The organism is Rhizorhabdus sp. P4_G6 (assembly GCF_056401045.1).
This window is the reverse complement of the sequence record NZ_JBFUKC010000025.1, coordinates 1-21007: the sequence shown is the minus strand read 5'-3', so window position 1 is coordinate 21007 and position 21007 is coordinate 1. Positions and strand designations below refer to the sequence as shown.

Genomic DNA, 21007 nt, shown 5'->3' with positions numbered 1-21007 from the left:
TCTTCGCGTCCCTGATGCCCTTCGCGATCATCGCCGCGCCTGCCGCCGCCGAGACGGGGGGGGCGCTGGCCGCGGTGTCCGCGCATCTGCGCGGCATCAGCACGATGACGGCCGATTTCGTCCAGACCGACCGCAGCGGCAAATCGCTGTCGGGCACGCTCAGTCTCAAGCAGCCCGGGCGGATCCGCTTCCAATACCAGAAGGGCGTGCCGCTGCTGATCGTCGGCGATGGCAGCGCGTTGACGATGATCGACTATTCGGTGCGCCAGGTGTCGCGCTGGCCGGTCGGCAATTCGCCGCTGTCGGTGCTGATCGATCCCCGCAAGGATATCGGCCGCTTCGCCCGCGCGGTGCCGTCGGCGATGCCGGGCATCACAATGATCGAAGCGCGCGATTCCAAGCATCCCGAATTCGGCACGATCACCATCGCCTTTGCGCGCGGCGCCGGGCCGGGCGGGCTCAGCCTGCAGGGTTGGACGGTGCTCGATGCGCAGAATGGCCGTTCGACGGTGCGGCTGGTGAATCAGCGTTACGGCGTGCCGATTTCGGACAGGACGTTCCATTGGGACGACCCGCGGCCGAAGGGGCCGCAAAAATAGCGGCGCCGTTCATTCAGGCGACAGGTTGTGTAGCCTAATGCTCCTCCAGCGGTCGCGATCGTCCTCGGGATTCCCCCCTGTTGCTCGAGGATATCAATCGCGCCCCGCCTGCGTGACGAACGTCAGGTCGGCCCTCGCTCCCCGCCCCCGGAGCGGGGGCCATTCCTTTTTGAGTTCCTCCCATCCCGTGGAGCATAGGTGGCCCCGGGTGCCTTGCAGCGCCATCTTTCGCCGCGACAGTCCATCTTGCCGGGCTGCATTCACCTGCAACGATCAAGTCGCCTAGAAATGATAGCTTAGATTGATGCCGAATATCCGCGGCTCGCCAAAAACATTGGTCGTATAACCGAGCGAGTAATAATAATTGCCCGCGGCGATCCGGTAGAGCTTGCCGGTCACGTTGTTGGCATAGATCGTCGCGTCGATCGGTGTCCCGCCGATACCATTCCAGGTCGCGCTCAGGTTCAGCAAGCCGTAGCCCTTGATCACGATGTCCGGATCGAAGGCATCCAGGTTGCGGTAGCTGCTCTGATAGGCATAGGTCGCATGAAGCCCGACGGTGCCGATCTCGGCGCCCAGCTCATGCTGGTAATCCGCCTTGAGCGCGAGCTTGTGCTTGGGCGTGTAGGGCAGCCGCATTCCGGAAAAATCGCCCTGAGGACTGATGAACGCACCATAATGGGCATCGAGATAAGAATAGTTCAGGCCGACCTTGAATTCGCGCGACAGCGCGGCATCGGCTTGGACCTCGATGCCCTTGATCGTCGCATTTGTCGCATTGACGACATAGACGCCCACCCCGCCGCCAAAATCGGCCGGCAACGCGCGCTGGATGTCCTTATATCTGTCGCGGAAGCCGGCCACTGAGGTGCGCAGCTCGATGTCGCCCAGCCAGACCGTGGCCTTGGCGCCGAGTTCGATGTCGTCGACCTTCTCCGGACCGAAGCTCGCCGCGGCCGAAGCCGGCGGCGCAATCAGATTGAAGCCGCCGCTCTTGAAGCCGCTCCGCGCGGTTGCATAAAGCAGCACGTCCTTCACGGGCTCGTAGCTCAGGGCGGCGGTGTAGGTGTCCGCGGAAAAATTGCGTGGCGCGAAGACGTATCGGCAGTTCGGATAGCTTCCGGGCAGATAGGAGCAAGCCCCTCCGCCTTCGAAGCTGTTGCCGGCCTGTAGATAGCTCTCGGTGTAATCCTCGCGCCTGTCATGCGTATGACGATAGCCGAGCGTCAGCCTGAGGCTCGCGAGCGACGGTGTCAGCGTGCCGAAGTCTAGCGTGCCCTGTCCGAAAACGGCCTTGCTGGTGAGTTCGTCGGCTAGCCTGGACAGGACGACCGGCCCGCCGAAGATACGCTGCGCAGTAAGCTCGTTCTTGGGCTGGTTGTGCTGGTAGTAGCCGCCGATCGTCCAGGACAGCATCCCGCCGGTCGTCTTGCCGGAAAGCTGAAGCTCGTCGGTGAACTGGTTGATCGCAGGCGTGGCGTTGTTCTGTGGCCCGCCCCACGCCGGCGTCTCGAAATAGTCGACGAGGGGGAGCACCGACCCGTCATTGTCGAAGGTGACGCTGGATCGGAAACGGGTGAAGCTGACGATGTTCTTGAGATCGATCGTGTCGGTCAAGCCGACGGTCGTGCGATTGACGATCGTGAGCACCTTCTGCTGCTCCTGCTGGGGCACGCCCATGCGGGTGCGGCGCGGACCCAGCGCCGCCTGCTCGTCGGCTGCGGCCTGTGCGGCCTGCCCGAAGATGAACGCGGCCGGACCCAGCGGATTGACAAGCGACAATTTGGTGCCGACGCCATGCTCGTCACGGTCCGTGTAATTGACCACGGTATAGTTCTCGATCCCGTCGACCGGCTTTACAAGCAGCGAGGCGCGTGCCGCGAGGTAGTTGATATTATCATAGCGCGTGCCGGTGCCGACATCGCGGGTAAAGCCATTGCGCGTGCGATGGGTCATGCCGGCGCGAAACAGAAGCTTGTCTTCCGCCAACGGGATGTTGACGACCGCTTCTTGCTGGAAGTTGTTGTGGTTGCCATATCCAAGCGTGACATAACCGGCGAGCTTGTCAGTCGGGCGCTGCGGTTCGAACAGGATGGCGCCACCAGTCGTGTTGCGGCCGAACAGCGTTCCCTGAGGCCCATTCAGCACCTGGATATCCGCGAGGTCGAAAAGCATGCCCGAGCCGCCGCCGCCGCCGGGCATGGGGACTTCGGCGAAATAACCGACGACCGCCGGATCGGTACCATATGTCGTGCCCTGGCCGCGCAAGGTATAGTTGTCGGAGTTCCGCGTCGTGTTGGAGCTTATGTTCAGCGATGGCGCAACATATTGGACATCCCTGATTGACGTCATGTTGGTCTGCTTGATCAAGCTGCTGTCGAACACGCTCGCCGAAAGCGGAACCTTTTGCAGGTTCTCCGTCTGACGACGCGCCGTGACAACGACCTCGTCCAGGCCGCCTTGATCCGAAGCGCCGGATGTGGCGGCTTCGCCCTGTGCCGCCGCGGACGCCAGCAGCACGGACAGCAATGCGCCCAATCCGGCCTGTGCCGAGATATATCGCTTCACAATTCCCCTCCCGCTCTGTCTATCATCCTGCGCAACTACCAACAGACAGCGGACACTGCGAGTAGCCAAACCCCGGGTAGTAAAAAAACGCTGCGGATGGCCTGCCGTTCGGCTCGCCAGTCCATGTTGACCCAAAATGCGAACAAGACGCTCTCGTTGGGACAAGAAGATTGGTACCGACAGCCAACCGGCTCAAGGTACATGACGGCTCACCCGAGGTTGACGAGTGGTGTTCCGTCGGCCCGCGTTCCCATGAGCGTTTCTCATAATCGGCCCCGAACTCTCATTGGTCTCAAGCCACGGCAGGCAGGATGCTGGTTTTCGGATATGCTATTGGAACAGTTCGGTGTGTGACGTCATTATGCCCTCGCTCGACCCTTTGCGCCAGTTTATCGGCAACTTGGACGGCATCGTCCGCACCGGCGACGAACCGCTGATCCTGGCTCAAGGCGGAAAGGCGCTCGCAAGGCTCGTGGCCCACGACGACTGGCTTCCGCCAAGCTACGCCGCGCCGGATCGCGAACGCTACCGTCAGTATCGGCTATATGGCGACCCCGCCGGGCGCTATTCGATCGTCAGCTTCGTCTGGGGACCTGGGCAATATACGCCCATCCACGATCATACCATATGGGGACTTATCGGCGTGTTGCGCGGCGCTGAGATCGCCGAAAGTTTCGCGCCGGGCGCAGCTGGCCTGGAGCCGGCGGCCAAGCAACGGCTCGACGCCGGCGCGGTCGATGCGGTATCTCCGCGGATCGGCGACATCCATCGCGTTCGGAACGCCTATAACGATCGCGTATCGATCAGCATCCACGTCTACGGCGCTGACATCGGCATGGTCCACCGCCATGTTTATGACGAGACCGGCCGGAAAAAGGCCTTCGTCTCCGGCTATGCCGAGGCGCCTGCTCTCCTGATCTGAAGAGGTGAATTTGAATCCGACCTGCTCTCCCGCCGATGTTCGGCGCGCGCTGCTTCTGCGCAGCGAAATCGCTTTGCTCGACCTGCGGACGGAGACCGCTTTCGCAACGGGCCATCCGCTGTTCGCCGCTAATCTCGCGGCCGACCGGATCGCGCTGGAGGCGCCCGTTCGGCTGCCGCGCCGCGATGTCCCGATCGTGATCTATGATGACGGCGAAGGGCTGGTGGGCGGGGCTCGCGCCAGTCTCGGTGCGCTCGGCTATTCCAACATCGCGTCGCTGGAAGGCGGCCTCGGCGGCTGGGCGGATGCAGGCTATGAGTTGTTCGAGGATGTCAACTCCTACTCCAAGGCGTTCGGCGAGTTGGTCGAGGCGCGGCGGCACACGCCGTCCTTGTCGGCGCAGGATGTCGCCGCGCTGATCGAGGAGAAGGCCGATATCGTCATCGTCGATGCGCGTCGCCCCATCGAATATGCGACGATGAACATCCCCGGCTCGCTGAGCAGCCCGGGCGCGGAACTGGTGTTACGGGCCGGGGCGGTCGCGCCCGATCCTGACACCACGATCATCGTCAACTGTGCTGGGCGCACCCGGTCGATCATCGGTGCGCAGTCGCTGGTCAATGCCGGCATCGGCAATCGGGTGTTCGCCCTGCGCAACGGAACCATCGGCTGGTCGCTCGCGGGGCAGGCGCTCGAACATGGCGCGGATCGCCATGCGCCGAGCGGCGATGCGGACAGTGCCCGTGATGCGGCCCGTGCAGTTGCCTATCGCGCCGGGGTGCGTCGCTTGTCCGCGGCCGATGCCGAGATTCTCGCCGCCGATCATCGCCGCACGCTCTATCGCTTCGATGTGCGCACCGCAGAGGAATATGCGGCTGGTCATCTCCCGGGCTTCCGCCATTATCCAGGGGGGCAGCTGGTGCAGGAGACCGATATGGCCGCTCCTGTCCGCGGTGCCCGGATATTACTTGCCGACGACCTCGGCTCGCGAGCCGACATGACCGCCTCCTGGCTCGCGCAGATGGGATGGGAGGTCTATGTCCTCGACAGCTTCCAGGTGCCGCTGGACACCGGGGCCGATCATCCGCTTCCGCCGGTTCCCGTCGCCGATCGCTACAAGCGTCCTTATGAGGGGACCGACAATGCCCGCGAGGCGATGCAGGCCTATCTCGATTGGGAATATGGCCTGGTCGAGCAACTCGAACGCGACGCAACCCACGGCTTCTACGTGATCTGATTAAAAAGCAGCGGCCCCCGCCGATATGGGAGGCCGCTGCCTTCCGTGCGCCTCAGGCTGCTGCGCTGTCGAGGGCTCGTATCGGCGTGACCGGCTCGGCAGCGGTTCGCTTGTTGGTCGGGATCGGCAGGCCGAGATTGCCGCGCAGCGTGCTGTGCTCATATTCCGTACGGAACAGACCGCGCTCCTGCAGGATGGGCACCACTTCCGCCGTGAAGCGGCGGAACTGGCTCGGATGACCGGCGTGGATGTTGAGGCCGTCCAAGGCGCGCCCTTCGAACCAGCGCTGGATCTCGTTCGCCACGGTTTCGGCCGAGCCCACGAACGGGCTGCCCTGTTGCGCGCGGCCACCTTCCACCACCTGCCTGAGCGTCAGGCCATTGGCCACCGCCGTCTCGGTGATCTTCTTGGCCTGGGTGAAGAAGCTGTTTTGCGCCAGCTCGAGCGCCTGGGCGGGGAAGGGCGCGTCGAGGTCATATTGGCGGAAATCGTGCCAGCCGAAGCTGCGGCCGAGCTCGCCCAGCGCGCGTTCGAAGCTATGATCCTGTTCCCGGTAATGGCGCTCAATCGCACGTGCATCGTCGTCATTGTCGCCCACCGTGACGGTGAAGCCGGGCAGGATCACGATCTCGTCGGGGTTGCGGCCGAGCTTCGCCGCCCTGCCCTTGAGGTCGGCATAGAATGCCTGGCCCTGCTCGATCGATCGTGCATGGGTGAAGATGCCGTCGGCGATGGCAGCACCGAGATCTCGCCCCTGCTCGCTATCGCCGGCCTGGAAGATGACGGGCTCGCCCTGTGGCGAACGCTCGATGTTCAGCGGCCCGGTGACCGAGAAGAACCGTCCCTTGTGGTTGAGCGCATGGAGCTTGGTCGGATCGAGGAAGACCCCGGTCTCGCGATCGCGGACGAAGGCGCCATCCTCGTAGGAGCGCCACAGGCCGCGCGCCACGTCGAGATATTCATGCGCACGGCCGTAGCGCGTGTCATAATCATAATGTTCGTCCTTGCCGTAATTGCCGGCGGTGCCCGCGTCGCCGCTCGTCACGACATTCCAGCCCGCCCGGCCACGGCTGATGAGATCGAGCGAGGCTAAGCGCCGGGCAAGATTGTAGGGATCGTTGTAGGATGTCGTCGCGGTCGCGATCAGGCCGATATGCTTGGTCGTGACCGCCAGCGCCGACAGCAGCGTCAGCGGTTCGAGCCGGTTCAGATAGTGCGGTGGCGAGTGCGGCGTGATGAACTGGCTGTCGACGATGAACACCAGGTCGAATTTGGCCGTCTCGGCGGCCTGGGTGACTTCGATATACCAGTCGATGTTCACGCTCGCATCGAGCGGAATCTCGGGATCGAGCCAGCGATGATGTTCGCCGGGTCCGCCGACGCCGGTGGGGACCAGGCCAAGCTTGAGCTGTCGTTTCGCCATGAATGTCACTCCTTGAAGATTATGGTGGGGCGCCCCGAGATCGGTGTCAGGAAAGCGCCGGACGAAGGTTGCGTCGTTCCACGGGCTGCGCGCGGACGGGATTGAGGGCCGCAAGCACCGCATCGGGTTCGACGCGGTCGAGCCAGTCAGGGCTGACGGCAGCGAACCGGACCCGGTACTCTTGATCGACGATGATGACCGCGGTCTGGGGCAGCTCCCAGCTGCCCGTTCCCGCCTTCTCGCCGATCCAGCCAGGCGGCGGCGGCTGGGGTGTCGACAGCGGTGTGAAGGTCAGCCTCAGAGCGCGCGCGAGGCGATTGTCGCGATCGGTGGCGACGGTCAGGTCGAGACCATGACGAACGCGGATCGCGTCGAGCTTTTCCGGAGGCTGCGGGCTGATCGCCACCAGCGGGACAGCCGCAGCGCGCAGTGGAGCCGACAAGGCCCGATCATAATAGGGCAAGGCGATATTATCCGCCGGACAATCGGCAAACCGGACGAAGATCAGAACGGCCGGGCCGTTGGTCAGCAGCTCTTCAGAGAACAGAGTTCCACCGCGCGTATCGTCCAGCTCGAACGCGGGGACGATGTCGCCGGGCTTTACCGTCGCGCGCGGGTCAAAATCATCCAGCAGCGCCTGCCGCTGCGCGAGATTCTCCGCCAGATCCTTGGCCGACCAGCTCCGTTCGCGCTCCTTCTGGAGCGCCGCGAAACGCGCCGCGAGGCTGTCGTTGGTCGAATTGGTCGCCATGGTCCCTATCCCTCGAAGCCGGTGGAGAATGTCGGACCGAAGCTATCGGGGGGCGGTTGCCGGGACCAACGAGAAGCGCGTTCGATCCATCAGTCCAACTCATAAGGCGAGATTGCGGCCGGCGATCTGCTCGCGCGCCAGGGCCATCAGCCTGCGCGTCGCGCGGCTGCCATTCGTCCCGCGAAGGATACACCCGATCTCCGGCAGCTTCGGCAGCGTCTCGAGCGGCAGCGGCTCGGCGTCCGGCAGGAACAGCGGCGTGCGGCAGGTGAGCCCGAGCCCTCCTTCGACCGCCGCGCGCAAGGTCGACAGATTCGGGGTCTCGATGGCGATGCGCCAGGGCCGGCCGGCGGCGTCGAGACTGGCTATGGCGGCTTCCCTGAAGCGGCACGGCTTTTCGAGCACCGCCAGCGGCACCACCTCGCGGTCAGCCAGAGCGGCATCGCCATACCAGATCATCGGAGCCTTTGAGATGACATCGCTTTCGCCGGCGTCGCTATAACCGATCACGATGTCCAACTCGTCCCGCCCTAGCAGGCCAAGCAGCTCGTTGGTGCCCGCCACGCGCGCGAAGAGCTGGGAATCGGGGTGGAGTTCGGCAAAGCGGGCAAGCACGCCGCTGAGCAGGGCCTCGGCGAAATCCTGCACCATGCCGATCCTGATCGGCCCGGTGAACTGGCCCGAGCCGACTGCGCTGACCGCTTCGTCGTGAAGGGCCAGCACGCGGCGGGCATAATCGAGCATCAACGTGCCGGCGGGCGTCAGCGACAATCTGCGGCCGTCGCGGACGAACAGGCTCTGCTGGAGCAACTCCTCGAGCTTGCGGATCTGAAGGCTGAGCGCCGATTGGGTGACGAACACCCGATCGGCGGCTTGCAGCATCGATCCGGTGTCGACGATCGCGACGAAGCTCCGGAGCACATTTGTCGGCAGATTTACGGGCATAATTAAATCTACCAAAACGGTAGATTATATGTAGGAGGAAAAAATTGGGGCCAGTAAAGCTCTGCCGGCGACAGCGTTTGCCGAGCCGAAAGCCGGCGCCGCAAGCCTTTCATTCGATGGGTGTGCCAATCAGATCTCGGCGTAGATCGGTTCGTCGGCGATCAATATCCGCTCCATCACGCGCGGATAGTCTCCATAGTTGCGGACGGCATAGTGCAGCGAGCCGCGATTGTCCCAGAAGGCGACCGAGCCCGCCTTCCAGGAGAAGCGCACCTGATATTCGGGGCGCTTATACAGATCGACGATTTCCTCGACGAGCCGCCGGGATTCCGCCAACTCCAGGCCGAGGATCTGCGGATTGAGCGTCGAGTTCACCCAGAGGATTTTCTGGCCCGACTCCGGGTGGGTGCGCACCACCTTGTGCGCGACGATCGGATAGTCGATGCCCAGCGGCACCAGGAAACGGCGAAAATCATGGGTTACGTAGAGATTTTCCAGCCGCTCCTTCAGCTCGTCGGACAGGCCCTCATAGGCCTGGTGCGCATCGACCCAGATCGTATCGCCACCCACCTCGGGCAGGTTGACCGCGCGGAGCACCGCGCCCCAGCTCGGATCAAGCCGCCAGCTCGTGTCGCTATGATAGATGTCGCCACGCGTCGCATAGTCGTGGACTTCGTACTTCTTGAGATCCTCGGCCGCGATCTTGTGGATCGAGGCGATCTTCTGATCCCGGTTCGGGCTCGGATGCGTATAGGGCGTGCCGAACTGTCGCGCGAAGCGGGTTTGGGCGTCATTGTCCAGTTGCTGATCGCGGAAAAAAACGACCTTATGTTTGACGACCGCCGCGCGGATCGCATCGCGCGTCGCCGGATCGAGCGGTTTGCTGATATCGATCCCGTGGATCTCAGCGCCGATGAGCGGCTGAACCCGACGAATGTCGAGAAGGTCGTTCGGTCGATTGTCGATTTTCGTCGCAGAAGCCGTCGTCATGATCCGAGTCCTTTCTGATCTCTTCCCACGAAATTTCTATGCGATTTCAAATCGATCCGGATATGATTGCTTCGGCGCTCCTGTGAGGAATTCTGAACCCCGACAATCAAATGCAAGGATTTCAGCTGGTCGGCACGGCGAGCCGCCCATCAGCCGGGCGATCGGCTTCGAGGCGCAGGACGGAGTCGAGCAGGCGCCGCGTATAGGGATGGGCGGGCTGATCGATGAGTTCGTGGGTCGGGCGGCTTTCGACGATCCGGCCTTGGTAGAGCACCGCCACGCGATCGGCGATGCCGGCGATCGACCCCAGATCGTGCGAGATGAAGATCTGGGCAATCCCCCGATCGCGCGCGAGGCTGCGCATCAGGTCGAGCATATAGGTGCGGCTGACGGCATCGAGCGCGCTCACCGGCTCGTCGAGCAGCAGGATCGCCGGATCGAGGATGAGGGCGCGCGCGATGACGGCCCGCTGCCGCTGACCGCCGGACAGGTCGCGAGGGCGGCGGGCGGCGAGTGCCGGATCGAGGCCGACCGCCTCCAATGTGGCCACAACCCGCTCGGCCCGCTCGCGCCGGCCGAGCTCGCCCTTGATGTCCAGCCCTTCCGCGATGGATGCGCCGATCGGAAGCTCGGGATCCAGGCTGCGCAAGGGATCCTGATGGACATATTGTATCTCGCTTGACAGGCGTAGCGCGCGCAACGCTCGACCTCCCAGCCCGCTTATCTCCTTGCCCCGGAAACTGATCGTGCCCGACTGCGGGGTGACCAGGCCGAGGATCGACCGCAGGATCGTGGTCTTGCCCGAGCCGGTTTCACCGATCAGCCCGAGGATCTCGCCCTTGTCCAGCTCGATGTCGATGCCGTGGAGCACCGAGGAGCTCGGGTGGCTGGATCGGCGATAGCTGGCGTGCAGGCTGTCGATCGTAAGGAGCGCCGGCACGCGCCGCGGCTCGGCTGTCGCCGCGGTCGGTCGGGAGATCAGATCGCCGTCGTCGATGCTGTAGCGGTGATGGCTGTCGATGAGGCTCCGCGTATAGTCATGGGCGGGATTGCTCAAAACCGTCCGCGCCGGCCCGGCCTCGACGATCGCGCCGTCGCGCATCACGACGACATGATCGCAGACCTTCGACACCACGGCCAGGTCGTGCGAGACCAGGATCAGCGTCAGCCCCTGCTCACGCCGCAGATCGTCGAGCAGATTGAGCACTTCGGCCTGCACCATCGCATCGAGCGCGGTCGTGGCCTCGTCCGCGATGAGAAGCTGCGGGTTGGCGCTGACCGCGATGGCGATCAACACCCGCTGGGCCATGCCGCCCGACAGCTCGAACGGATATTTGCGATAGACGGCCTCCGCCTCGGCAAGACCGACCCGTTTCAGCAGGGTGATGGCACGATCCTTCGCAGCCACTCGATCGAGCTTGAGCGTCGCCCGCAAAGCCTCGACCAGCTGAGCGCCGACCGGAATGGAAGGATTGAGATAGGATCCGGGATCCTGGAACACGGCCGCAAGATGGACGCCGCGCAACGCTCGCCAACCAGGCGGCGGCAGTCCGACCAGATCCTGTTCGCCATAGCGGATCGCGCCGGACCTGACCTTTAGTCCATCGGGAAGAAGGCCGAGGATGGCGCGGCAGGTCAGCGATTTGCCGCTTCCCGATTCGCCGACGATGCCGAGCGTGCCACCCTTCGGCACCGAGAAGCTCACCCCGCGCACCAGTTCGCGCCCGCCGCCGTCCGCAATGCCGAGATCCCCGACGGTCAGCAGCACGGTGGGATCCTCCGGTGGCGCGACAGGGCGCGCTCCGCGTGTGGGGAAGGTCAGGATAGTGGCGAGCTGGTTCATTTCCGGACCTCCTGGGGGCAGGCATCGGCGTCGCGGAGCGCGTCGGCGAGCGCGTTGAGCGCCCACACCGTCGCGACGATAAGAAGGCCGGGCGCGAGCGGGCCCAGCGGACGTTCGTACAGGGTCGTGAGATCGGTCGCGAGCACGCCGCCCCAGGTCGGATTAGGCGGCATGACACCGATGCCGAGGAAGGTCAGCGAGGCGACGATCGACAGGCAGGCGCCCATCATCGACGCGATCGCGACCGCCACCGGCGGCAGCACCTTGCGGACGACGTGTCGCCGGATCAGCGATGTGGTCGATGCGCCCATTAGCCGGGCGGCCTCGATATAGTCGGAATTGGCGACGGATAGCGTAGCGGCCCGGCTGACGCGGTAGAAAGCGGGGGTGATGAGGATTCCGACCGCGAACATCGCCTGGATAAGCCCGTTGCCGAGCATCGCCGTCATCGCGATGGCGAAGACAAGGAAGGGCAGGGTCATCAGCGCGTCGATGAACCGCAGGCTCAGCCACTCGATGCGCCGGTCGAGGAAGACCGACACCATGCCGGGCACCACCCCGAAGACCAGCCCGATCACGACCGAAAAGACGCTGGCCAGGACCGAACTGCTTGCGCCTGCCAGCAGCCGGCTTAGCACATCGCGGCCGAAGGCATCGGTGCCGAGCCAATGCGCGGCGCTCGGCCCTTGCAGCATGGCATAGGGGTTCTGGGCGATGGGATCCTGCGGCGCAAGCCAGTGGCCGAACGCCGCCAAGATGGCCACGGCGATGATCATCGCCAGGGCGACAGAAGCCGATCTGCCGCGGAGAAAACCGGTTTTCATGTTCAGCCTCTCCGCCGGCTTGCTGGCTGCAGCACCGCGATCAGGGCGTTGACCAATATGCTGCACAGCAGGACGATCACGATCGAGACGACCAGCGTCCCTTCGACCACGGGAACGTCGCCGCGCAGCGCCGAATCTGCCGCCATCTTGCCGATGCCCGGCATGGTGAAGATCGTCTCGGTGACCACCGACGCGCCGATCAGCATCGGGATCCGCACCGACAGGATCGACAGCGCGGGGCCGGCGCCGTTGCGCAGCACGTGGACGAACAAGATGCGCCGCGGCGAAAGGCCGCGCACTATTGCGCCGGTGACGTAATTTTCCGAGAGGGCCGTGACGAGCCCGGTCCGCAACTGGCGGGCGAGATCGGCGATGACGTCGACGCTGAGTGCCATCGCCGGAATCGCGATCACGCGCAGCCATCCCGCCGGGTCGTCCGAGAAGGGGATGTACCCGGCCGAGGGCAGAAGGTTGAGCCACAGGCTCAGGACGAGAATGAGCACGATCGCCACCACGAAGGGGGGCAATGCCGAGGCGACCGAGGCGAAGCCGGTGACGGCGCGGTCGATCAGCCGCCCGCGCCATACCGCAGCGGCGATGCCGAGCAGCGTGCCGACCGTGACGCCGATCAGCAGCGCCGCGCCCGCTATCGAGAGGCTGACCGGCAGCCGCTGGGTAATCAGCCGCAGCACCGGCACGCCGTTGAACCATGACGTGCCGAAGTCGCCGCGAACGATCCCGGCCATCCAGGCGAGATATTGCACGATCACCGGCTGATCGAGGCCGAACTGGGCGCGGATCCGCGCGACCACTTCGGGGCTGGCAGCGTCGCCGGCAATGCCAGCGGCCGGATCGAGACCGCTCGCATGGCCGAGCAGGAAGGTTATCAGCGTTGCTCCCAGGAAGATCGGGACCGCGACCAGCAGCGTCGCCCAGAGGAAGCGCAGCGCCGCGGTGACGCGCGGGACATGCCCGCTTCGCGCAATGCCAGGCTGTACGGTGTTGTCGGCGGCAGCGATGGGCTCTTCGAAGACAGTGCTCATTCGACACGTACTCCTTCCCAACGAATCTGGGAGGGCAGGATGTTGAGGTTTTTCAAGCGGGGCCGGGCAGCGACGATCCAGGGCGTGCTGTACAGATAATTCGTCGGCGACTGGGCCACGCCTTCGGCGACCGCTTCGCCGAGCCGCGCCCGGTAATTCGGATCGTCCGTCGGGGTGCGCCGCACTCTGTCCACAGCTTTCAGAAAAGCCGGCGAGGCGTAAGGTGCGCTCAGATTCATTATGCCGGCCGGGCCATAGACCGAGAGGAGGTTCTGGACCGGCGATTCGCGCCCGATCGTCCCGTCGATCGCGATCTGCGGCTTCTTGGCGATGTAGACCTCGCTCTGCCAGCTCGATGAGCCGGGCGGCACGACGCGGATCGTCGCGTTCACGCCGATCCTCGCAAGCTGCGCCTGCGCGATCTCGGCGCCGCCGTCGACGAGCAGCGGATTCGCGGCAATCTCCACCGATAGCTGTCCCGGCCGATAGCCGGCCTCGCGCAACAGCGCGCGCGCGCGCGCCGGATCATGCTTCCAGCGGTTTTCGAGCTGTGGCTGAAAGGCAAAGTAGCGGGGTGGGAAGGGCTGATGCGTCGCGCTCGCGACACCGGCGGTGGCGATATTGACGAACTCCTGCCGGTCGAAGGCATAGCGGAAAGCCTCGACCACCTTGGGATTGTCGAACGGCGGCTTATTGCGGTTGATCGACACGTCGGTCGCGCTCAGCGACGGCGCTATCACGACGTTGAGCCCGCGCGCCTTCGCCTCCTCCACCTTTCGCGCGGGGATGCGGGCGACGATGTCGATCGAGCCGGAGAGCAGGGCGGCCACCACCGTGGCGGCATCGGGGCTGTTGGTCAGCTCGAGCCGGTCGATATGGATATTGGCCGCATCCCAATAGCCAGGGTTCTTCTCGAGATAGGCGTGGGATTCCGGCACGAACTCGACCATCCGGAAGGGGCCAGCTCCGACCGGCCAAAGCGCGAGCTTGGCCGTATCGCGGGCGGCGCTCGGGCTCGCGATCGCGCCGACCCTGCCCGCCATCACATAGGGAAGCTGATAGTCGGGTTCGCTGAGGTGGAGAGTTACGCGGGTGGGCGTGTCGGCGGTGATCCGCTCTACCCCCTTCAGCTCCGCCTTCAGGAAGCTGTCCTTCTGGGCCTTGCCGCGCTCGAAGAACGTCTTCACCGCCGCGGCATCGAGCGGCGTGCCGTCGGTGAAGGTGAGCCCGGGCCGCAGGTCGAACGTCAGCGTCCGCCCGCCGTCGGCATAATGCCATGACTTGGCGAGCGCGGGCTGGGGCTCACCATGCTTGTCCAGCCTGGTGAGCGACGCATAAGCGAGACTGATCGTGTTGATGTCGGCGCCGGTGCGGCTCGTCACCGGGTCCCAGGAGGTGGGCATGAAAAATGCCCAGCGCACGCGCGCCAGATGGGTATCGCTCGAAGCGCCGCAGCCGGCCACCGGCAGCAGGGTGGCGAGCAGGATCAGCCTCCATTTCGCCAATCTGCGGCTCACAAGCGCCCCTTCAGGGTAATGCCGTACATGCGCGGCTCGCCGAGCTGCGCCAGGACGACACCAAATTGGGCGCTCACCGACCTGGTGTTGAAATAATCCTTGTTGAACAGGTTGCGGACCCACAGCGACACGTCCCAGCGGCTGTCTGGATTGCGCACGCCGCCGTGCAGGCCGACGAGCGTGTAGCCTGGCACGCGCGAGAAGGGATCGAGGTTCACCGCCGCGTAGAAGCCCGAACGGTAGCTGACGTCGCCGCCGCCGTAGATCTCCACCGGTCCGGCCGCGTGGACATATTCGGCATTGCTGGTCACGGACCATTTCGGGGCGCCGGAGGCGGGGCGGCCGGAAAGGTCAATCACGCCGAGATAGCTGTTCAGATATTGCGCCGGCGCGTTGCGATAGCTGCGATATTTCGCGTCGTTATAGGTCCCCGCGACCCCTAGGCTCAGCCCATCGAGCGGAGTGGCACGGGCGTCGACCTCGACGCCACGCGAGCGCAGATTGCCGACATTGGTGATGTAGCTGACGGCCGGCGTGACCTGGGTGTTGACGAAGTTCGCCTGATAGTTGCTGACGTCGGTCCAGAACAGTGCGACGTTGACTTCTGCCGCTCCGCCGAACAGGCGGCTTTTCAGGCCCAGCTCATAATTGTCGACCTTTTCCGGCTTGACGAAGATATCGATGCCGGGGGCGAGATTCACCAGATTGATGCCCGGCGACTTATAGCCCCGCGAATAGGACGCATAGGCGTGGACGTTCTGGTCCAGGTCATAGGCGGCGATTAGCGTGCCGGACAGGTTGTTGGTGTTCTTTGACGCCGTATAGCGGCGGCTCGGGGCCAGGGCCGCGCGCCGTGCAACGATCGTCGCCTGGATCGCAGGATCGAAGCTGCTGATCGGAGCGACGTCCCCCGCTGCGGTCGCATCGTACAGGCCGGTCTTGTGTTCATAGGTGAAGCGGAGCCCGCCGGTGATCCGGAAGACGGGCGAGATATGCCAGGTCGCTTGGCCGTAGGCGGCATAGCTGTAGGTCGCGGGCACGACATGAGCGGAGGCGACCAGGCCGTTAAGCGCCGCCGATGGGATCGTGGTGACCGGCGCGGTCGGCGTGTTCGGTGTGATGAGCCAGGCCGAGGCATCTCGGCCATAGAGCTGGATTTGGCGGTCGTTCGCTTCCTGCCAGAAGAAATAGAGGCCGGCGGTGTAATCGATCGCGCGCTCGCCGTTGGAGGCAACGCGCACCTCCTGGCTGAACTGCTGCTGGTGCGTCGCGACGACCGCGTTGACCACGACGTTCGCACCGATCTGGTCGCCGTCGTAGTTGGGAATCCACTTCCAGTTGCGATAGGCGGTGATCGAGGTCAGCGTGACCGGGCCGACATCCCAGTCGGCTTTGCCCTGCAGGCCCCAACTCGGCATCTTGTCATATTGCGAGCTGTCGATGTCGGTCGCGCGGTCGAAGGGGCGAACGGCGATTGGCGTGTAGCCGACGTCCGCCGCACGCCGATAGAAGCCGCGGACCTCGGTGCCATTGCCCAGCACGGTCGGCAGCACCTCGCCGACCGTTTGGAAGCCCATATCACCCTTCTGGATGCTGTAATCGGCGATGAACCGGAACTTGAAGCTGTCGGTCGGCTTGTAGAGCAGATCGAACTTCCCCGCATGGTTGTCCTGATTGTCCCAGTTTTTGCGGTACGTCGTGTTGTAGATGATTCCGTCGCGCTGGCTGCGCAGATAGCTGAAGCGGAACGCGACCTCGTCGTTCAGCGCCGCGTCGATGCTGCCATAAGCGCGGAGCTGGTTGTAGTTGCCGTAGGTGAGTTCGAGGCGTGCTTCCGGATCGAAGCTGGGCTCCCGCGTCTTGATGTCGATCGCGCCGGCAACCGTGTTCTTGCCGAATAACGTGCCTTGCGGTCCCCGCAGCAGCTGGATGTTGTCGACCTCGAGCAGGTCGGTGATCACCGAGCCGGTCCGCGGCCGATAGACGCCATCGACATAGAGGCCGACGCCCTGTTCGAGGCCGTCATTGGTGCCGCCCGCGTTGGTGCCGATGCCGCGGATCGTGATGGTCTGATTGCGGCCGCTGAAGCCCTGGATGTTGAGGCTCGGAAGCTGCTGGACGACCTGCTTCAGAGAGCTGACGCCCTGGTTCGAGAGCTGGGTGTTCGTCAGAGTCGTGATTCCGATCGGCACCTTCTGCACGCTCTCGGTACGATAGCGGGCTGTGACGGTGATCTCGCTGACTTCGGCGTCGGCCGCGTCTTCGGCGTGGGCGGCCGAAGCGCCGATGAGGCCGATCGCCGTGGCGGCGAGCATCCGGCGCCGGGCAGAGCAAAACAACGCGGACGCAGTTTGATTAGACTTCAATGTAGACCCCTTCGGCTCGCTGTTTGGTGCTTGCCGTTCAGGATCGGTATAATCACTACTGATTCAATAGAGATTTGCTTTGCCACTATGACTTCTAATTATGGGCACCGATTTTTCTCAGATTTTCGGGGTTTTTGGTATGTCGGCGGCGGAGGGTTGAGCATTGCTAAAGGCCGTTGAGCAAATCTCAATGGCGTCTGTCCGGCGCGTCGCCCAAGAATGCGGACTCCTGATGGTCGACCCGGCCCCCCAGCGCGTGACACATTGATGAACACCTCATTCCGGACCGCTTCGGCTTCGGTCGAACACCTGTTTCTCGATCGTTGGTCGCCTCGCGCGTTCGACGCCAGCCCGCTCCCGCAGGCCGATCTCGACATCATGTTCGAGGCGGCGCGCTGGGCGCCCTCGGCATTCAACTATCAGCCATGGCGCTTTCTCTATTCCCATCGCGACGGCGCCGATTGGGCGAGATTCCTCGACGTGCTGCTCCCCTTCAACCAGGCATGGGCCGAGCGGGCGGCTGTCCTCGTCATCGCGCTGTCGGATACGCTCATTCAGTCGCCGAGAGCGGCCGATCCGAACCCGTCCCGCAGCCACAGCTTCGACACCGGTGCGGCATGGGCGCTGCTCGCGCTGCAAGCAACCAGGCTCGGCTATCATGCGCATGGCATGACCGGCCTGGATTTCGAGCGCGCGCAGGCCGAGCTGGACATTCCCGAACGGTTCCGGATCGAAGCGGCCATCGCCATCGGGCGGATCGCGGATAAGTCGATCCTGCCCGAAGCGCTTCGGGCGCGCGAGGTGCCGAGTGATCGCAAGCCGCTGGAGGAATTCGCCTTCAAAGGGCGGTTCGCGGTCTGATCAAGCCGATCCGCCGCATCGCATGGCCGGACGAGCCGGGATAGAGTTTGTGCACAGGCTTGGACCGGTCCATCACCCCGGGCGAATGACGACCAATCGCCTTTCTCCACCGGCGATCAACCTGCTGCGTCACGGTGGTCCGCGCGTCCAATATGAGCGCGCTGCCCGGCGTTCCCTATCACTCGTCCGTTGGCTGGTCGCGCGCGGCGCCGCGCATCGAAAATGGTCGGGGAGACAGGATTCGAACCTGCGACCCCCTGGTCCCAAACCAGGTGCGCTACCAGCCTGCGCCACTCCCCGACGCGGGCGCCGCTATAGGGCGCTCGGCGGCCAAGTACAAACATTTGTCGGTGCGCCGATAAAAGGCTCCCGCCGCAGCCAGCACGGAGCCGCTCCCTTGAAGCGATCGGCAAGAAGGCAGAAGCTCGATGGCGGCGTGAAGGAGGTCGGGCCGCATGAAACTCTACAGCTATTTCCGGTCGTCGGCGGCCTATCGCGTCCGCATCGCGCTCAACCTGAAGGGCCTCGATGTCGAGCAGTTCGCAGTGCACCTGCTGAAGCGCGACGCTCTCTCCGCCTACCGCGCCGGGCGTAATCCGCAAGGGCTGGTCCCGGCGCTCGATACCGACGAGGGCCTGCTCGTCCAGTCGCTGGCGATCATCGACTATCTCGAGGAGCGTTGGCCCCAGCCGTCCTTGCTGCCGCAGGGCCTGGCCGAGCGCGCTTATGTCCGGGCCGCCGCGCTGCTGATCGCGTGCGACATCCATCCGCTCGCGAACCTGCGGGTGCTGCGCTACCTCAAGCAGGATCTCGGCCATGACCAGGACGAGATCGACACATGGTATCGCCACTGGGTGGAAGACGGTCTGGCCCGGCTCGAAGCCTATCTGGTCGCCGAGGGACGCAGCGGGCGCTTCGTCCATGGCGACTGCCCGACGACCGCTGACTGCTGCCTGGTGCCGCAGATGTTCAACGCCCGGCGGCTGAACTGCGATGTCGGGCAATTCCCGACGCTGGTTGCGATCGATGCGCAGTGCGCGGCGCTCGACGCATTCCAGCGCGCGCATCCTTCGGTGCAGCCCGACGCCGAGTAGGGCGTGGCCCCCGCCGCGCCCGGTGGCGAGCAAGCTTGTTCGGACGGGTTTCGTTTTACCGCGCAGACCCTAAGGTGGGCGCATGGGTGGTGCGAACTCCAATCTTCTTGAGGTGCGCGGCCTTGCCAAGTCGGTGCCGGGCCCGCGGATTCTGTTCCGCGATCTCGAATTGGTCGCCGGCGCCGGGGAGGTCGTCGCGATCCTCGGCGAATCCGGGGTCGGCAAGTCGACCCTGCTCAACCTGCTCGCCGGGCTCGATCAGGCCGATGCCGGCGCGATCCGGATCGAGGGCGTCGACCTCGGCCTGCTCGACGAGGCGGCGCGGACGCGCATCCGGCGCGAGCGGATCGGCTTCGTGTTCCAGGCCTTCCATATCCTGCCCTATCTGACGCTGCGGCAGAATGTCGCGTTGCCGCTGGCGCTGGTGTCGTCGGACGCGCGCGCCGCCGCCGCCCGCGCCGATGCGATGCTCGATGCGGTCGGGCTGGGTGGGCGCGGCGAGGGCTATGCGCGCGATCTTTCAGGCGGCGAATTGCAGCGGGTGGCGATCGCCCGCGCGCTGGTGCATCGCCCGGCGCTGGTCCTGGCCGACGAGCCGACCGGCAATCTCGATCCCGACACCGCCGCGCGGGTGCTGGCGCTGTTCGGTGCCGCCAGCCGCGATCATGGCGCGGCGGTGGTGCTGGTCACCCATAGCGAGGCGACCGCCGGCATCGCCGATCGCGTGCTGGTCCTCGGAGCGGAGGGGCTGGCGGAGCGCGATGGGCGCTGAGCCCGGATTGCTGTCGGCGCGGCTGGCGCTCGGCTGGCTGGTCGGCGGGGAGTGGCGCTGGCATCCGCTGCGGTTCCTGCTCACCGCGCTGGCGATCGCGGTGGGCGTCGCGCTGGGCTTTGCGGTGCATCTGGTCAACGGCTCGGCGCTGACCTCGTTTGACGGGGCGGTGCGCAGCGTCAACGGCGCTGCCGAGCTGGCGGTGCGCGCGGTCAGTCCGCTCGGCATGGACGAGCTGGCCTATCCCCGGATCGCGACCGCGCCCGGCGTCGCCGATGCCAGCCCGGTGGTCGAGCTGCGCGCCCATGCCGGCGGGCAGCGCTTCATCCTGCTCGGGGTCGACCTGTTGCGCGCGGCTGCGGTGACGCCCAGCCTGGTCGGTATCCGCGCCGAGGGAGCGGACGACGGCGAGGCGGTGTTCGACGGGCAGGCGCTGTTCCTGTCGCGCGGCGCCATGGCGCGGCTCGGCGCGCACATCGGCGATCGGATCATGGTCGGGGCGAGCGGCCATGACGTCACGCTCAGGGTCGCCGGGACGCTGCCGGCGCTGGGCGAGGATCAGGCGATCGGCGTGATCGACATCGCCGCTGCGCAATGGCGATTCGGGCGGTTGGGACGAGTAGACCGCATCGACCTGAAGCTGGCGGACCGGCCGCGGGCGATGGCGGCTCTGCCGAAACTTCTACCGGCGGGTGCAGCGCTCGAAAGCGGGCAGAGCCGCGCGATGCAGGGCGACGCGCTGTCGCGCGCCTATCGGGTCAATCTCGACATGCTGGCTCTGGTGGCGCTGCTGACCGGTGGCTTCCTGGTCTATTCGGCGCAATCGCTGTCGGTCACCCGCCGCCTGCGCGTCTTCGCGCTGGTCCGCACCCTCGGCCTGCCGCGCGGCGGCATCGTCGCGGCGGTGACCGTCGAGGGTCTCATCATCGGCGTCATCGGGTCCGCGCTGGGGCTGCTGGCCGGCTATGGGCTGGCCGCGGGCGCGCTGCGGCTGTTCGGGGGAGATCTCGGCGCCGGCTATTTTGACGACCAGGCAGTGCGGCTGGTCTTCCAGCCCGGCCCGGCCGCGGCCTTCTTCCTCCTGGGCCTGGCCGCGGCGCTGCTCGGCAGCGTGCTCCCGGCCCGCGCCGCGGCCGGGGCCGCTCCGGCGGCGGCGCTCAAGAATAGCGGCGACATGATCGATCCGCGCGCGCCGGTGCCGTGGCGGCCGGCGGCGCTGCTGGCGCTGCTGGGCGCACCGCTCGCCCTGCTG

17 protein-coding genes and 1 tRNA gene are annotated in these 21007 nt (G+C 65.2%); 7 read left to right on the top strand and 11 right to left on the bottom strand.

Annotated elements, in window-relative coordinates; all coding sequences use genetic code 11:
• The first annotated feature begins 14 nt into the window (after positions 1–14).
• Entirely contained in the window at positions 15–599 is a 585-nt protein-coding gene (locus AC1DPF_RS17200; protein ID WP_477873258.1) for a LolA family protein, read from the top strand.
• Between the two features lie 282 nt (positions 600–881).
• Here AC1DPF_RS17200 and AC1DPF_RS17195 read toward each other — a convergent pair whose 3' ends face one another.
• Positions 882–3167 (bottom strand): TonB-dependent receptor, encoded by a 2286-nt coding sequence (locus AC1DPF_RS17195; RefSeq protein ID WP_477962568.1) that lies wholly within the window; start codon positions 3165–3167, stop codon positions 882–884.
• A 346-nt stretch (positions 3168–3513) separates the two neighbouring features.
• On the opposite strand from AC1DPF_RS17195, the gene AC1DPF_RS17190 reads away from it, so the two are divergent.
• Together AC1DPF_RS17190 and AC1DPF_RS17185 are read left to right on the top strand one after the other, a co-directional pair.
• Positions 3514–4089 (top strand): cysteine dioxygenase family protein, encoded by a 576-nt coding sequence (locus AC1DPF_RS17190; RefSeq protein ID WP_477962566.1) that lies wholly within the window; start codon positions 3514–3516, stop codon positions 4087–4089.
• 4 nt (positions 4090–4093) lie between these two features.
• Positions 4094–5326 (top strand): rhodanese-like domain-containing protein, encoded by a 1233-nt coding sequence (locus AC1DPF_RS17185; protein WP_477962564.1) that lies wholly within the window; start codon positions 4094–4096, stop codon positions 5324–5326.
• A 52-nt stretch (positions 5327–5378) separates the two neighbouring features.
• On the opposite strand, the gene AC1DPF_RS17180 is transcribed toward AC1DPF_RS17185, so the two are convergent.
• The 9 genes from AC1DPF_RS17180 to AC1DPF_RS17140 form a co-directional block, all read right to left on the bottom strand.
• Positions 5379–6749 carry an LLM class flavin-dependent oxidoreductase gene (locus AC1DPF_RS17180; protein WP_477962562.1) on the bottom strand — a complete coding sequence of 457 codons (1371 nt, stop codon included), beginning with the start codon at positions 6747–6749 and terminating at the stop codon, positions 5379–5381.
• A 46-nt stretch (positions 6750–6795) separates the two neighbouring features.
• Positions 6796–7500 (bottom strand): peroxiredoxin-like family protein, encoded by a 705-nt coding sequence (locus AC1DPF_RS17175; RefSeq protein WP_477962560.1) that lies wholly within the window; start codon positions 7498–7500, stop codon positions 6796–6798.
• A gap of 99 nt (positions 7501–7599) precedes the next feature.
• Positions 7600–8445 carry a LysR substrate-binding domain-containing protein gene (locus AC1DPF_RS17170; RefSeq protein WP_477962558.1) on the bottom strand — a complete coding sequence of 282 codons (846 nt, stop codon included), beginning with the start codon at positions 8443–8445 and terminating at the stop codon, positions 7600–7602.
• 129 nt (positions 8446–8574) lie between these two features.
• Positions 8575–9435 (bottom strand): TauD/TfdA dioxygenase family protein, encoded by an 861-nt coding sequence (locus AC1DPF_RS17165; RefSeq protein WP_477962556.1) that lies wholly within the window; start codon positions 9433–9435, stop codon positions 8575–8577.
• A gap of 121 nt (positions 9436–9556) precedes the next feature.
• Positions 9557–11278, bottom strand: a complete 1722-nt coding sequence (nikE, locus tag AC1DPF_RS17160; protein ID WP_477962554.1) for a nickel ABC transporter ATP-binding protein NikE — start codon at positions 11276–11278, stop codon at positions 9557–9559.
• Entirely contained in the window at positions 11275–12102 is an 828-nt protein-coding gene (locus AC1DPF_RS17155; protein ID WP_477962552.1) for an ABC transporter permease, read from the bottom strand. Before AC1DPF_RS17155 ends, nikE begins: the two co-directional genes overlap by 4 nt.
• Positions 12103–12104: 2 nt before the next feature.
• Positions 12105–13145, bottom strand: a complete 1041-nt coding sequence (locus AC1DPF_RS17150; protein WP_477962550.1) for an ABC transporter permease — start codon at positions 13143–13145, stop codon at positions 12105–12107.
• Entirely contained in the window at positions 13142–14662 is a 1521-nt protein-coding gene (locus tag AC1DPF_RS17145) for an ABC transporter substrate-binding protein (protein WP_477962548.1), read from the bottom strand. The genes AC1DPF_RS17150 and AC1DPF_RS17145 overlap by 4 nt, the downstream gene beginning before the upstream one ends.
• Positions 14659–16977 (bottom strand): TonB-dependent receptor, encoded by a 2319-nt coding sequence (locus tag AC1DPF_RS17140; protein ID WP_477962546.1) that lies wholly within the window; start codon positions 16975–16977, stop codon positions 14659–14661. The genes AC1DPF_RS17145 and AC1DPF_RS17140 overlap by 4 nt, the downstream gene beginning before the upstream one ends.
• Positions 16978–17295: 318 nt before the next feature.
• Between AC1DPF_RS17140 and AC1DPF_RS17135 the strand changes: the two genes are divergently transcribed.
• Complete coding sequence (locus AC1DPF_RS17135; RefSeq protein WP_477962544.1) at positions 17296–17889, top strand: nitroreductase family protein; 594 nt, start codon at positions 17296–17298, stop codon at positions 17887–17889.
• Between the two features lie 223 nt (positions 17890–18112).
• Here the strand turns inward: AC1DPF_RS17135 and AC1DPF_RS17130 are convergent.
• Positions 18113–18189 (bottom strand) — tRNA-Pro (locus tag AC1DPF_RS17130).
• A 155-nt stretch (positions 18190–18344) separates the two neighbouring features.
• On the opposite strand from AC1DPF_RS17130, the gene maiA reads away from it, so the two are divergent.
• From maiA to AC1DPF_RS17115, 3 genes are all read left to right on the top strand, one after another.
• Positions 18345–18983 carry a maleylacetoacetate isomerase gene (gene maiA, locus AC1DPF_RS17125; protein WP_477962542.1) on the top strand — a complete coding sequence of 213 codons (639 nt, stop codon included), beginning with the start codon at positions 18345–18347 and terminating at the stop codon, positions 18981–18983.
• An 82-nt stretch (positions 18984–19065) separates the two neighbouring features.
• A complete protein-coding gene (locus AC1DPF_RS17120) occupies positions 19066–19755 on the top strand; it encodes an ABC transporter ATP-binding protein (protein WP_477962540.1) in 690 nt (229 codons plus the stop codon).
• Positions 19745–21007 (top strand): ABC transporter permease (locus AC1DPF_RS17115; RefSeq protein WP_477962538.1); only part of this gene is annotated, 1263 nt, incomplete at its 3' end. The genes AC1DPF_RS17120 and AC1DPF_RS17115, both read left to right, overlap by 11 nt.

What these genes read in the sequence shown, in the direction of transcription:
- AC1DPF_RS17150 (WP_477962550.1), bottom strand. Translation starts at nt 13,145, where the DNA reads ATGAGCACTGTCTTCGAAGAGCCCATCGCTGCCGCCGACAACACCGTA.
- AC1DPF_RS17165 (WP_477962556.1), bottom strand. Translation starts at nt 9,435, where the DNA reads ATGACGACGGCTTCTGCGACGAAAATCGACAATCGACCGAACGACCTT.
- maiA (WP_477962542.1), top strand. Translation starts at nt 18,345, where the DNA reads ATGAAACTCTACAGCTATTTCCGGTCGTCGGCGGCCTATCGCGTCCGC.
- AC1DPF_RS17155 (WP_477962552.1), bottom strand. Translation starts at nt 12,102, where the DNA reads ATGAAAACCGGTTTTCTCCGCGGCAGATCGGCTTCTGTCGCCCTGGCG.
- AC1DPF_RS17170 (WP_477962558.1), bottom strand. Translation starts at nt 8,445, where the DNA reads ATGCCCGTAAATCTGCCGACAAATGTGCTCCGGAGCTTCGTCGCGATC.
- AC1DPF_RS17180 (WP_477962562.1), bottom strand. Translation starts at nt 6,749, where the DNA reads ATGGCGAAACGACAGCTCAAGCTTGGCCTGGTCCCCACCGGCGTCGGC.
- nikE (WP_477962554.1), bottom strand. Translation starts at nt 11,278, where the DNA reads ATGAACCAGCTCGCCACTATCCTGACCTTCCCCACACGCGGAGCGCGC.
- AC1DPF_RS17120 (WP_477962540.1), top strand. Translation starts at nt 19,066, where the DNA reads ATGGGTGGTGCGAACTCCAATCTTCTTGAGGTGCGCGGCCTTGCCAAG.
- AC1DPF_RS17175 (WP_477962560.1), bottom strand. Translation starts at nt 7,500, where the DNA reads ATGGCGACCAATTCGACCAACGACAGCCTCGCGGCGCGTTTCGCGGCG.
- AC1DPF_RS17135 (WP_477962544.1), top strand. Translation starts at nt 17,296, where the DNA reads ATGAACACCTCATTCCGGACCGCTTCGGCTTCGGTCGAACACCTGTTT.
- AC1DPF_RS17140 (WP_477962546.1), bottom strand. Translation starts at nt 16,977, where the DNA reads ATGCTCGCCGCCACGGCGATCGGCCTCATCGGCGCTTCGGCCGCCCAC.
- AC1DPF_RS17200 (WP_477873258.1), top strand. Translation starts at nt 15, where the DNA reads ATGCCCTTCGCGATCATCGCCGCGCCTGCCGCCGCCGAGACGGGGGGG.